This is a genomic window from Pseudohalioglobus sediminis (assembly GCF_008370495.1).
GTDB lineage: Bacteria > Pseudomonadota > Gammaproteobacteria > Pseudomonadales > Halieaceae > Halioglobus.
In genome coordinates, this window is the sequence record NZ_VTUX01000002.1 from 193,965 (window position 1) to 207,424 (window position 13,460).

Here is a 13,460-nt window from a genome sequence, read left to right on the forward strand (position 1 = left end):
TATACCCCGCACACGACACGATAATAAAGGAGTGCACTATGGCTGAAACAGTCAACACCCCACTGGACATGTTCTATCGCTGGGAGCAGGAAACACCCGACAAAGTGTACCTGCGGCAACCGGCAAAACTGGAATGGAGCGAGTATACCTGGGCCCAGGTGGCCGACCGCGTTCGGCGCATCGCCCGGTTCCTGAAATCCCGGGATTACGAGCCCGGCAGCAGGATCGCGATCTGGTCGTCAAACAGTATGGACTGGCCTATCGTCGATCTCGCCATCATGCTCGCCGGCCACATCAGCGTACCGATTTATCCCGGGCAGGACGTGGAATCGGCCAACTACATCCTCAATCACTCTGACGCCAGGCTGGTCTTCTGCGGCGATTTCGACCAGCACGCCCGCGCCGGCGAGGCTATCGGTGACAATCGCGAGACGGTGGCAATGTTGGGCTGCAAGAACCCGACCGACACCAGCCTTGAGGATATCTACCAGAACTACGAACCCTACATGGAGTCGCCCCGGCCGGACGGCGAGGACATCTTCACGATTATTTACACCTCTGGCACCACCGGTAACCCCAAGGGCGTCATGCATATGTACCAGACCCCGGGGCACGTGGTCCCGGGCCTGGCGAAGGCGTTCAGACTTACCGAGGGTGAGAACGACTTTTTCTCATTCCTGCCCATGTCCCACGCCGCCGAGCGCATCGTGGTGGAAATGTGCAGCCTCTACGTCAATGCGACCATCTCTTTCTCTGAGGGGCTGGAGACATTCGGCGACGAAATCCGCTCCGTGCAACCGACCCTGTTTTTTGCCGTGCCCCGGCTCTGGGTCAAGTTCAAGGAGGGCGTGGACGCCAAGATTCCGCCGGAAGCCCAGGCCGGTCTCACTGCCGAGCAGAAAGCCGGCATTGCGCAGATGCTGGGACTGGGGCGCGCGCGTTTCATTCTCACCGGTTCAGCGCCCTGCCCCCGGGACGTGCAGGACTGGTTCCTGGATATGGGCATCGCCCTGCGCGACGGCTACGGCATGACCGAGAATTTTATCCACGGCATCGGCTGGACCAAAGACGACCAGCCCATTTCAGGCTGTGTCGGCCAACCCATGGACGACAGCATCCAGGTGCGCCTGTCCGACTCCGGCGAAATCCAGTTCAAGAGCAAGGGCCTGATGAAAGGCTACTACCTGAATCCCGAGAAAACGGCAGAGGTCTTCGATGACGGCTGGTACTGCACCGGCGACTCGGGCAAGTTCGACGAGGACGGGAATCTCTGGGTCACCGGGCGTGTCAGCGAGGTATTCAAGACCTCCAAGGGCAAGTTCATCGTGCCGACGCGACTGGAGACCCTGTTCGGGCGCAATCCCAGCCTGGCGCAATTCTGTTGCATGGGCCATGGCCTGGACGCGCCGATCATACTGGTCACGCTGTCGGAACTGGGCAAGGGCCGTGACCGCGAGGAACTCACGGCTGAACTGGAGGCGCTACTGGACGAGATCAATGCCGAAGTGCCGGCGCATGAACGCGTGTCCAACCTGTTCATCACCGATGAATGGACCATCGAAAACGCCCTGCTCACGCCGACCATGAAACTGAAGCGCAAGCAGATCGAAGACCACTACCGCGACCTCGTCCAGCAACACCTGGGCAAGGGACGCGTCAACTTCCTGGATTAGGCGAGAGGAGACAATAATGACGGAACTACAACACTTCCCGTTAATCATCAACGGCGAACGCTGTGAACCCGCGAGCGGCGAATACGCCGACGTGATCAACCCGGCGGACGGCAACGTCATTGCTAGGGCCGCCATGGGCGACAAGGCCGATGTGGACAAAGCCGTGGCCGCGGCGCGCGCCGCCTTCGATGACCGCGCTTGGCGCGAGATGTCACCGGCCGACCGCTCCAAGGTGCTGTACAGTTGCGCCCACGTGGTGATGCAGAACGCGCAGGAACTGATCGAGCTGGAAATCGCTTGCTCCGGCGCCACCCTGAATCGCGCCAGCAACCTGGATATTCCCGCGGTGGCGGACCTGTGGATGAACCTGGCGGAGGCGGTGAAGACCTATCCCTTCGTCAGCAACCAGTCTCCCCGCCCCCTGCCGGAGCAGTGGCACTCACAGATATTCAAGGAGCCCGTGGGCGTGTGCGGGCTGATCACGGCCTGGAACTTCCCGCTGCTACTGTTTTCCTGGAAAGTCGGTCCCGCACTTGCCGCTGGCAACACCATGGTGTTGAAGCCATCGGAACTGACCCCGACCTCGTCCATCCGCCTCGCCGAGTTGCTGCAGCAGGTACTGCCCCCCGGCGTACTGAATGTGGTCAACGGTGATGGCGCCCGTGTGGGCGATGCCATGACCCTGCACCGGGGCATCGACAAGATATCGTTCACCGGCTCAACCCGCGTGGGACGGATCGTGCAGACCAACTGCGCTTCCACCATGAAGCGCTGCACCCTGGAACTGGGTGGCAAGGGCCCGGGTATCGTACTGCCCGATGCCGACCTGGACATGGTGGCACAGGGCTCCCTGTGGGCGGTGTATATGAACGCGGGCCAGGCCTGCGAGTCCGGCACCCGGCTGCTGGTACACGAGGATGTCTACGACGAGCTATTGCAAAAGCTTGCAGAGCGCTCCGACCAGGTCATTGTCGGCAATCCCGCGGACCCGGCAACCGGCGTTGGCCCGATGTCTACAGAGGCGCATTTCCACAAGGTGATGGGTTATATCGAGTCAGGTGTTGCCGAGGGCGCGAGGGTGGTCTGCGGCGGCGAGCCCGCCACTGTGGCAGGCTGCGAAGGCGGCTTCTACGTCCAGCCCACGGTACTGGCTGATGTTACCAACGACATGAAGGTCGCCCGCGAGGAAATCTTCGGACCGGTGCTCTCGGTCATCAAGTACAGCGATGTGGACGAGGCGGTCCGGATTGCCAACGACACCGACTATGGCCTGTCCGCCGGCATCTGGACCGGCGACCTAGTCAGGGCCCAGCAACTGGCCAGGGAACTGCGCGCCGGTTCCGTGTGGGTTAATGACTGGCACATGATGCGCACCGATGCCCCCTTTGGCGGTTACAAGCAGAGCGGATACGGCCGTGAACTGGGCGCCCAGAGCATCGACGCCTACGTGGAGACCAAGGCCGTACAGATGTCCTTTGAGCGCGTGCCAGAGCGCAAGGGCATGCAGCGCATCGTCCACACCACCCTGGGCCAATAACAACAGCATTCGACGGAGCAGAATCATGTCCAACACAGGTTACTTTCAATACAACATGCGCACGGTGGTCCACAGCGGCTGCGGTGCCATCGTTCGCATCCCTGCCCTGCTGCAAGGCATGGGCGCACGTCGCGTCCTGCTGATATCCGACCCCGGTCTCAAGGCCGTCGGTATTGTCGATCGCGTGGTGAGTTGTTTCGATAACTGGCAGTCAGGCACCATGCCGACACTGGCCGGCGTGTATACCGACATCCCACCAGACGCACACAGCAGTGCGGTAAACCAGTGCGCGGCCTATGCCAGGGAGATCGCCGCAGACGCCATACTTGCCGTGGGCGGCGGCTCTGTACTGGATGCGTCCAAGGCGGTGAAATACGCCCTGCAGCACCAGGTGCTGAATATCGCTGACATGCTGCAGAGCGGCATTCGCAGTGAGTCCTGGCCGGCGGCCACCCACTCCGGCATCCCTCACCTTGCCGTACCGACGACCGCCGGGACCGGCGCTGAGGCCTCCAACGCGGCGGTGATCTACAACGAGGAAGTGGGTATCAAGGGTGGCATCGTAGCCCCTTACCTGGAGCCCGATATCGCGGTACTGGATGCACAACTCACCCTGGGGCTGCCCCCTGGCCTGACTGCCTCTACCGGCATGGACGCGCTGACTCATGCCCTGGAGGGGGTAGCCTCGCCCAACGCCAATCCGTTTACCGACGCCCACTGCATGATGGCCGCGCAGTTGATCGAAAAGAACCTGCCCCTCGCCGTCGCCAACGGACAGGACCTCGATGCCAGACACCAGATGCTGACCGCCAGTTGCATGGCGATCGACGGCTACGTGGCGTCCCTGAACGCAACACCGGTACACAATTGCGCTCATGCTTTCGGGGCCCTGTTTCACATCCCCCATGGCGATGCCAACGGCGTTTTCCTGCCCATCGTCATGGAGGCGCTGCCGGAGCTGTATATCCCCAATGCGGAGCGACTGGCCCAGGCGCTGAATATGCAGGCCGGTGGCAATTCCGGTGAGGCACTGCTGCAGGATGTGATCGGCAGAATCCGCCAGCTGCAACAGCAGATCGGCTGCGCTACTGACCTGAAGCGCTGGGACGTCAGCGCGGATCGCCTGGAGGAGATTGTCATGGCGGTAGCCACCGACCCGATCGCGATGTTCTACCCCATCCCGCCGGAGAAGATCGCCGAGATTACCGTCAAGGCTATCGGTTGATTAGTTGCCGCTGAAGTGACAGTGTATGGAACGGGCCCGCGGGGCCCGTTTTATATTTATGGGCACCGCCCGAAGAGCCAACCACCAGAAACGGAGCAACCCCCATGGCCCAATCAGCTGCCCAGGCCGTCGTGCAGGCATTCTATGCGGCGCTGGCTCAGAAGCAGACCGACCCCGACGTCGACCTGACCGCATTCTTCAGCGCCGATGCCCGCTGGTGCTTGCCGCGCACCAGCCCGCTGCACAACAAGCTACAGGGCCCGGAAGCCATCGCCGGCCTTTTTAGTGGCGCCGTTGACAGTTATTACCGACCTGAGAGCATGCGCTACGACTACCATGCGCAACTCGCTGACGACACGCATGTGATGATGCAGTTCACGCTCTCAGCCACCACCGCCAACGGCAAGGATTACGAGAACGACTACTGCCTGCTCTACCGCGTGGAAGACGGGCTGATTGCCGAGGTGAAGGAATTTTTCGACACGGCACTGCTGTTTGACCTGATGCCCGAGGTGCGCGAAAACGCCTAGTGGCCCTGCCTGGCGCGACGCAATCGCCTCAATTACAGAACCAGTCCTGCACCGCCTGCAAGGTATAGCGACCATCGGCGGCGTAATCAGCCAGATCCTGCAACAGGACCAGGCGCGTGCGCTGCGGATCGGCGGTATTGGCGGTGAGATAGCCGTAAAAGAGTCCGGCCTGGTCAAAAATAGCCGGCGGATAGCTGGCAAAACGGTTCCACGGGCTGAGTTCGGAACTCGTCGAACCAAAATCGCCGAACCGGTTCCAGATGCTGTCCACGGCCCTGGGCGAACCGAAGATACTGTTGCTGTTGCAGATCGACTCCGGGTCCAGCCTGGTGCAGGTAATGCATCCGAGGTAATAGTCCGAGGTGACGCCACCGTACAACAGCAGGTGACCGTTACTGTTCACCGGGATCACCTCGAAAACGGGTTCGAGGTAGAACACCTCGTCCGCTTCGAGGAACATCATCAGTACCGGGTTACCCTCGAAAGCACTGGTCTCCAGTTCGCAATCGCCCAGGCGTCCGCCGCAGAGCCCGCGATCACGTTTTTTCCAGCCGGCAAAGCGGTATCCGGCCCTGGGTTCTGCGATAAAGGTCTCGTCGAAGAAAATATCGCTGACCTCGACAATGCAGCGCTCACCCTGGGCACAACCATAGGCACCCGAGGCGGACACCACGTTGCCGCCATTGGGCACCACTATTTCTATTTTGCAGCCGGACAGCGCGAAGGCCGCCAGCAACAGAATCATCAGCCTGATCATAACGTTACGCCCTGGAGACTACTGCGGCCGCCAGACGCGGTAGGCCACACCTGAATCCGGCAACAATCGGCCCTCGCCGACGAAGAAGGTGGTATTGACCCAGCTGTAACGCTCATCGCCCGTCTCCAGGCGCGGGTTGGTATAAAAATACTGCTCACCGAACTCGGTGCCCGAGCCACTGGCCAGCGCCCCGTGGACCGCCTCGTTCATTTCCATCAGTCCGGTGTACTGCATATAGATATGCGCGCCGTCATGCGTCTCCAGCTGCAGGCGAACATCCACCCGCAGGAAACCATCGGGGCCGATCAGCGCCCATTCGCCGCCGGCAAGTACCCTGCCGCGCAGGCGCTCGCCGCTTACCTCACCGGATGCGACCGTATACACGACGCGGGTGCCCGAGGGCCCCGCGCCGACGGGCAGCGGCTCATGCAACTTTATTTCCAGCGAGAATTCCTCTGTTAAACGCATGCTCAGCTCCGGGGAATGGTCTTGTCATAGAGTTTGTCGATAGGGGCATCATAGCCCAGTACAGCCGCTGAAACAGCGACGATGTGCTGTCGGGAACAGAAAAAACCCGGGCTTTTCCCCGCGCTGGCGCGCCAGCCCGCTACGAGGTGTTGCGTTGCAGCTGCTGCGCCAGCTTTTCCTTCATCGGCAGCACCCACTCTGCTTTCAAACGGGGAGACAACAATCCGGCATCTTCCAGTTCGTCGCATAGCAGCATCTGGTGGGCGAGATCAAACATATCGAACTGGCGACTGATCCTGGCGTCGCTGTTGAGTGTAATAAAGGACACACCCGGGGTCTGGAAGTAGCTGCCGTCGGCACGGGTACCGGGCCCCCTGTTCAGCCAGTGCGTCACCAGGTTGTTCTGCGCGCCCACGTAGACGCCCTCATAGGGGAAGGTCCAGCCCTCCCAGCCGACCTGCATATCGCGGCCATAATGCGTAGCCTTGATCTCCTCGATGCCGTTGGCGGTAACATTCATCACCCCGGCATATTCGCAGGTGTAAACGCAATCCGTGGCGTAGAGCTCGTCGACGAATGCCAGCCAATCGTTGCTGATGGAAGCCGCCTGGTGGGCCGCGATAAGGCGCTCGGCAGTCGCCCTCAGTACCTGTTCACTCAATCGTGTCATGTTCGATTCTCCCGACCCGCAAAGCGTCAGCCGTAGGCACTGACGACCTGTTCTATGGTGTGTTGAATACGCCCGAGGGGGTAGCTCAATTCGCCCAGCTCGGGCTCATAACTCACCCGTGCATTGCGGCCGGCATACATCATGACGTCAGGAAACAACGGGTGTTCCTGCTCTGAAACAGGCAGGTCCACCGGGTTACCCGCTGCCCGGAAGAACCGTTCCAGGTAAGTCTTCCAGCTGAGGTTTTCGTCGCCCACCAGGTAGTCATGGCCACCCCTGCCCTGCTCCAGCGCGCTGGCTATCGCTGCGGACATGGACTCGCTGCTGATGTGATTGGTACCGCCCGCCGGAGCAAGCAGCGGCACGCCTTCCAGCTTGCCACGGGCATAATCCACCATCGCCGCGACATGCGGCAGCCGCAGCCCGGGCACATGGCCGAGGATAAATGGCGCATTCAGGCTGCACACGGAAAAACTGTCACAGTCCAGCTGCCTGACGCCCTCGTCCGCGAGATGGCGCGAGCGCACATAGACTGAGCGTGCGATGGCCTCGGGCGCCACCTGCGGGTAAAAGCTGCCGATGTAGACCGCGCGCGCAAGGCCGGCCGATCTGGCGCTGGCAAAAAATGCCGGGATGGCTTCCACGTTCACCCGGGTGTAAAAGGCTGCCTCATCCTGCCCGCGCGGGAACTGGCGTATATCGGCACCGGCCGCAAAGACCATTTGCTCAAAGCCAGACCACTGCGCCGCTGATAAGGGCTCCTGCACGTAGTCGGCGGCGATGTGCTCAAACTCCTGCAGGCACTCGAGCGTGGGTGCGCTGCGCGACATCAGGGTGACTTCATGCCCCAGCTCGCGCAGGTGAAGCGCCGCATGCGCCCCGGTCAAACCGGTACCGCCAACAATCAGAATCCTGGCCATGATCAGTCCTGTAACTCGGGTATGACTTTGGCGTACTTGTCGATCATGGGCATCACCGCCTCCGGTTTATCCCAGAGATCCATGGCCACGCCGATGGTGGCGCGCTCGATGCCCATATCCCGGTACTGCTTGAGTTTGTCGAGGTTGCCGGTGTCCATTATCTGGATGTTGATTTCCACATCATCGGGGTCGCGACCCGCGGCCCTGACCTCTTCCCGAAAGCTGCTGACGCTCTGTTCGACATCGCCCATGGCCACATCAACCGGGTACCAGCCATCTGCCCAGGCGGCAGCGTGCTTCCTGCCAAGCGGGCCCATGGCACCGAGGAACACCTTCGGGCCTCCGGGCTGCAAGGGCTTCGGATCAGCCCATACCGGGTCGAAGCGAATGTACTGCCCCTGGTAGCTGGCTTCTTCCTCACGCCACAGGGCACGTGTTGCCGCCACGGTTTCGCGCATCACCGCGTAGCGCTTGTTGAAAGGATGCGGATTGGCATTCTCGAATTCTTCCTGATTCCAGCCGACGCCGGTGCCGATCATCACGCGCCCGTTGGACAACTGGTCGAGGGTGGCGATGGTCTTGGCCTGCGCGAACAGGTCGCGCTCCATCAACAGGGCAATGCCGGTACCCAGCTTCAGCCTGGTAGTGGCATTGGCCGCCGTCATCAGCGACAGGTAGGGATCCATCATGGTGCGATACGGCAACGGCATTTCACCGCCCGGCGGATACGGCGTTTTCCGCGAACAGGGAATATGACTGTGCTCCCCGTACCAGAGTGACTCAAAACCCCTGTCTTCCAGCGCCCGGGCCAGCTCGGCCGGGTGCGGGTCCCTGAGCGTGTTCATTGAGCTGAATGCAAGATGCATAAGCTGTTTCCTTGTTTGATTATTGTTTGACTACTGCCGGTGACGGCAGTTGCCTTCAGTAGGTGGGCTCATCGCCCGAAAGTCCGAAATCAGGCCACGCGCCGTGGATCCAGGTCTGGCAATTACCTATACCGACACCGCCGCCGACCTGGTCTTCCACCCGTATCAGGCAATCCCGGAATTGCTTATAGCGATCGAGAACACCTGGCTCAGCCGCATCGACAACATGGTCCCCGTCAACATGCAGCTCACCCCGCCAGCTCCCGTGATAGTGTCCATCGCCGCCATGATAGTGGCCCGAACCGAGGTAGAAACCCGTCTCCGAGAGCTTCTCGAACACCAGCGGCCGTTCACTGCCGTCCTGCATCTGCAACAGGAAGCGACCTCCCTGCAAACGCTTGCTGGGGCTGTCAAAGCGCAGTTCCGGGGTCATGCCAACCAGGGTTTCGGTCTGCCCCTCCGGCGACTCAAAACCGCCCTGGACGCGCTGGTGTGAAAAGCCGGGGCCACTGAAATTAAGCAGGTAGTGATGATATGCATAATGAGAACCATCCTTGCGCTGGAACACCAGCGGATTCCAGATTGCCAGCGCCCTGGGGATCATTTCATGGTAATCGGGCTCCAGGTCAGTCGCCGGTAACCCTACCATGGGCCTGACGCCCCAGGACTTGTCGCGCGTGGCTACCCATTCACTGTCACTGAATTCCATGCGCTGGCCCTCTACTTCCAGCCACCCCCTCGCCAGGCCGCTCTGGTGATAACGCACCTGGTCGGTCGACTTGCGATAGCCGTGCAGGTCGCGACGGTCCTCGCGCTCCTCGACAACACAGGCCGCCACCGCATGAAACCACAGTTCGAAGGCGATGGGCTGGCAGTCGTTGGGCGCCAGCGAGACCTTGATTTGCTGCAAGGGCTCAACCACCTCATAGCGAATCGGCCCGACATCCACCGATTCGGGATCAGCGCTGAGGGCGCGGCTGGCACGCACCACCCATTGCTCCTTGCCGCGCGAGATCCCGGCGTAGGCGTCGACCACGTTGCGGTTGGTGTATTTTCCGAAACCGAAGGCAATCTGCAGGGAACCGTCTCGGGCCGCTGCCATACCACAGACTTTTTCCGCCCAGGACAGGTCACTCTGTCCCACGGAGGCAAAGGTATCCACTACCTGGTGATTGAATTGCTCATCTGTCGCCAACAGCGGACCGATACTCGCAGCCATGGGATCTCCTTTTGCCTGGACCCACAGCCTATGCCCACCGGTGCTCTCTGGCAATTGCCGGGGCGGTGCCAGTGGGGGTCACAACACGCAACTGTTGCCAGTCAGTTCAATTGCTTGAATCGAGCCGCTCACTGATCCCCGCGGGCGACCGACAGGCGGAAAACTGGGTTATATTCCCTGACGCGAACAGGGACACAGCAGGAGTAGACCGCATGACCTTCAGTGGCAGTGATATCCAGGCAAAAAAGGCCGAACTCACCGCAGCGGGTGCGTTTTTCGAGACCGAGGAGGTGATCCTGGACGGTCAAGCCTGCGACGCCTTCAAGCACGCTGCGAAAACGGTCGTGGAGGTGCTCAATAACGCCCGCAACCACGGCGACCTTGAATTCGTCGTGTACGCAGGCAAACGCTATACCTATAACGACTTCTTTGCCGAGGTCGATGCGCTGGCGGCGCAGTTGCAGGGTGATTTCGAGATCGAAAAAGGAGACCGTGTCGCCATCGCCATGCGCAACAACGTGGAGTGGATGATTACCTGCTGCGCCGCACTGCTGGTTGGCGCCGTGGTCGTGCCCATCAACAGCTGGGGTAAAACTGAAGAACTTGAATACGCTATCACTGATTGTGGCGCGCGCTTACTGGTCTGTGATGAGGCACGCTACGCACTGGTCGAGAGTCGCCTGGCCACATTGCAGGTCGCGATTATCGTGGTACCAACGTCAGATCAGTACCAACGTCCTGACAACGTGGCCCTGTTTGACGATGTCATCAGTGCCGGGACCGAGCAAACGTACAAGACGCCCCCTGTAGAGCCTGAAGACGACGCCTTCATCCTCTACACTTCCGGCAGCACCGGTTTCCCCAAGGGCGTACTGCATCGTCATCGCAGTGTTGGCCAGGCGCTGATGAATATGATGTTCCTGGGCTTGCTGGTCGCCGAGTTCGAAGGCGGCCCCAGGGCGTATCGTGGCGGCGCCGAGCGCGAAACGCCTATGCTGACCGTCCCCCTGTTCCATGCAACCGGCCTGCTCAGCGGGCTGTTACTGCCCATTACCCTGGGCCAGAAAGTGGTGATGATGTACAAGTGGGACAGCGGCGAGGCGCTAAAACTGATTGAGGCGGAGCGGGTAACGGGGCTGTCTTCGGTGCCCGCCATACTGCAGGACCTGCTCAACCACCCGGAGTTCGAGAATTTCGACACCCGCTCCCTGATGCGCATCAGCGCCGCGGGTGCGGCGACGCCGGCGGGCCTGCCGGAACTCATTGACGCGCGCGTGGCACAGCCCAGCCGCTCCGCCGGTTATGGCATGACCGAAACCATGGCCGTCGGTGCGACCATGAGCGGCGCGCTGTTTGATGCCAAACCGGACAGCGCCGGCGTGGTATCCCCGATCATGGAAATACGCTTTGTGAACGCAGACGGCACCAGTGCCGCGCCGGGTGAACCCGGTGAAATCGAGTTACGCGGCGTGTGTTGCACGCCCGGGTACTGGGAGAAGCCGGACGCGAATGCCGCCACCTTCACCGATGAGGGTTGGATGAAAACCGGTGACGTGGGCCTGCTGGACGACGATGGGTTTCTCCACATCACCGGGCGCATCAAGGAGATCGTGATACGGGGAGGTGAGAACATCTACCCAGGCGAAATCGAGCAGGCGGCGTTTGAAATGCCGGAAGTCCGCGAGGTCGTGGTATTCGGCGAGCCTGACCAGGCCATGGGTGAAGAACTGGTCATGGTTATCTACTCGGCCCCGGGCGCCACGCTCACCGAAACCCAGGTCCGCGACTACCTGAATACTCGCCTGGCCGGCTACAAGGTCCCGCGCAGCATCGTGTTGTGGCCACAACCCCTGCCCCGCAATGCCAGCGAGAAGCTACATAAGCTCAAGGTGAAAGAAGCCTATCTCGGCGGCGCAGCAGTCGCCTGAGCGCGGCAAGGAGACGTGAACATGAAACTGGATCTGACGCATCCGCAGGAACGCCTTCTGGGCAAGATACTCGATCGACACGCGGAACAATCAGCGGATACCCGATTCCTGGTCACCGATGACACCAGCATCAGTTTCGCCGACGCCGCCGAGCTGACCAACCGGCTGGCCGCGGGTTTGCTTGAGCACGGTATCGGGCCCGGTGACCGGGTGGTGCTGTTCCTCGGTAACTGCCCGGAAATGGTCCTGCTGACCCTGGCAGCCAACAAGATCGGTGCCGTGTGGGTCCCGATCAACACGGACTTTCGCGGGGACTGGCTGCTGGATGCCGTCAGTCGCAGCCGGCCGGCGATGATTGTCACCGAGTCCAGGCTCGCGCCAAGGCTCGCCGAGATCGAACAGCAACTGCCAGCGGCACAGCGTTTCATGCTGGAGGACGACGCCGTAGCCGCTTTAGCGGGCGCTATCCCCTACAGCCAACTGGTGCACGACACGCCGCTGGTACCGGACTACAGCAAACAGGATTACGGCGATACCAGCGCCATTCTCTGGACTTCGGGTACCACCGGTCGCTCCAAGGGCGTGATGCAGAGTCACAACAACTGGATTAGGGCGATTGTCGACGGGGCTGCACGGATGTATGACTCCGCGCCCGACGACGTCTGCTACTGTCCATTGCCGCTGTACAACTCCGGCGCCTGGATAACCTGTGTTTACCGGGCCTTGATTGAGGGTATCCCGGTGGTACTGGAGGACAAGTTCTCGGTATCCACCTTCTGGGAGCGCATCAACCACTTTGGCGCCACACAAATCTTTGCCATTGGCGCCATGGGCTCATTCCTGATGAATGCGCCGGAATCCGCAGAAGACAGGAACAACACCCTGCGCACGGCCCTGATCGTGCCGATGGCGCCGGACCTGTGGCAGGCTTTCGAGCAGCGCTTTGACGTGCGCCTGCTGACCTCGGGCCTGGGTATGAGCGAGTGCCTGCTCATTATGAACCAGCTGGAATGCCCGCCTGGCACTCTCAGCTACGCCCTGGGCCGGCCGCCGGCAGACCTCGATGTCGCCCTGTGCGACGACAACGGCAAACCGGTAGCCGACGGTGAGGCCGGCGAAATGTGCCTGCGCGAAAAAGCACCTCATGTGCTGTTCAAGGGTTACTTTGACGATAACGAGGCGACCGTAGCCGCGTTTCGCGAAGAGTGGTTCCTGACCGGCGACATGGCGCGATACGACCCGGAAAGCGGCGTCTACTTTTTCTGCGACCGCAAGAAAGATGCAGTGCGCTTTGCCGGCCGGAATATTTCCACGCTGGAAGTGGAAAGCGTCGTGCGCCGCCATCCGGAGGTTGCCGATGTCGCCGCCTATGGCATACCGGCGAAGGAGATCGAGAGTGAGGATGAGCTCAAGCTGAGCGTGGTGCGCAAACCCGGCAGCGAGTTGACGGCGGAAGCACTTTGCGAATTCATCAACAGCCACGCGCCCTATTTTTTCGTGCCGCGTTACCTCGATTTCGTTGCCAACCTGCCCTACACGCCAACGCAGAAGGTGCAGAAATATCGGCTGCGCGAACAGGGCAACTCGGATGCGACCTGGGACCTGCGCGCGTCCGGCTTCAAAGTGCGTCGCTGAACGCAGAGAAGTCTGCGGCAATGCGGCCAGGG

12 protein-coding genes are annotated in these 13,460 nt (G+C 61.0%); 6 read left to right on the forward strand and 6 right to left on the reverse strand.

What is annotated here, in order from left to right; genetic code table 11:
• Positions 1-38: 38 nt before the first annotated feature.
• From F0M18_RS04865 to F0M18_RS04880, 4 genes are all read left to right on the forward strand, one after another.
• Positions 39-1,673, forward strand: a complete 1,635-nt coding sequence (locus F0M18_RS04865; RefSeq protein WP_149610284.1) for an AMP-binding protein — start codon at positions 39-41, stop codon at positions 1,671-1,673.
• Positions 1,674-1,689: 16 nt separating this feature from the next.
• Positions 1,690-3,210 (forward strand): aldehyde dehydrogenase family protein, encoded by a 1,521-nt coding sequence (locus F0M18_RS04870; RefSeq protein WP_149610285.1) that lies wholly within the window; start codon positions 1,690-1,692, stop codon positions 3,208-3,210.
• A gap of 25 nt (positions 3,211-3,235) precedes the next feature.
• Positions 3,236-4,435 (forward strand): iron-containing alcohol dehydrogenase, encoded by a 1,200-nt coding sequence (locus F0M18_RS04875; RefSeq protein WP_149610286.1) that lies wholly within the window; start codon positions 3,236-3,238, stop codon positions 4,433-4,435.
• A gap of 104 nt (positions 4,436-4,539) precedes the next feature.
• Positions 4,540-4,965 carry a nuclear transport factor 2 family protein gene (locus tag F0M18_RS04880; RefSeq protein WP_149610287.1) on the forward strand — a complete coding sequence of 142 codons (426 nt, stop codon included), beginning with the start codon at positions 4,540-4,542 and terminating at the stop codon, positions 4,963-4,965.
• 28 nt (positions 4,966-4,993) lie between these two features.
• Here F0M18_RS04880 and F0M18_RS04885 read toward each other — a convergent pair whose 3' ends face one another.
• The 6 genes from F0M18_RS04885 to F0M18_RS04910 form a co-directional block, all read right to left on the reverse strand.
• A complete protein-coding gene (locus tag F0M18_RS04885; RefSeq protein WP_149610288.1) occupies positions 4,994-5,722 on the reverse strand; it encodes a hypothetical protein in 729 nt (242 codons plus the stop codon).
• A gap of 18 nt (positions 5,723-5,740) precedes the next feature.
• Positions 5,741-6,190 carry a DUF3237 domain-containing protein gene (locus tag F0M18_RS04890; protein WP_149610289.1) on the reverse strand — a complete coding sequence of 150 codons (450 nt, stop codon included), beginning with the start codon at positions 6,188-6,190 and terminating at the stop codon, positions 5,741-5,743.
• A gap of 139 nt (positions 6,191-6,329) precedes the next feature.
• Positions 6,330-6,860 carry a nuclear transport factor 2 family protein gene (locus F0M18_RS04895; protein WP_149610290.1) on the reverse strand — a complete coding sequence of 177 codons (531 nt, stop codon included), beginning with the start codon at positions 6,858-6,860 and terminating at the stop codon, positions 6,330-6,332.
• A 26-nt stretch (positions 6,861-6,886) separates the two neighbouring features.
• The gene (locus F0M18_RS04900) at positions 6,887-7,780 is read right to left on the reverse strand and encodes an NAD-dependent epimerase/dehydratase family protein (RefSeq protein ID WP_149610291.1); all 894 of its coding nucleotides are present in this window, start codon (positions 7,778-7,780) and stop codon (positions 6,887-6,889) included.
• 2 nt (positions 7,781-7,782) lie between these two features.
• Positions 7,783-8,646: an LLM class F420-dependent oxidoreductase gene (locus tag F0M18_RS04905; RefSeq protein ID WP_149610292.1), complete on the reverse strand. Its 864-nt coding sequence runs from the start codon at positions 8,644-8,646 to the stop codon at positions 7,783-7,785.
• A gap of 55 nt (positions 8,647-8,701) precedes the next feature.
• A complete protein-coding gene (locus F0M18_RS04910; RefSeq protein ID WP_149610293.1) occupies positions 8,702-9,865 on the reverse strand; it encodes a hypothetical protein in 1,164 nt (387 codons plus the stop codon).
• A gap of 212 nt (positions 9,866-10,077) precedes the next feature.
• Here F0M18_RS04910 and F0M18_RS04915 point away from each other — a divergent pair, with 212 nt between their 5' ends.
• Complete coding sequence (locus F0M18_RS04915) at positions 10,078-11,793, forward strand: class I adenylate-forming enzyme family protein (RefSeq protein ID WP_149610294.1); 1,716 nt, start codon at positions 10,078-10,080, stop codon at positions 11,791-11,793.
• 21 nt (positions 11,794-11,814) lie between these two features.
• The gene (locus tag F0M18_RS04920) at positions 11,815-13,428 is read left to right on the forward strand and encodes an AMP-binding protein (RefSeq protein ID WP_149610295.1); all 1,614 of its coding nucleotides are present in this window, start codon (positions 11,815-11,817) and stop codon (positions 13,426-13,428) included.
• Positions 13,429-13,460: the final 32 nt, after the last annotated feature.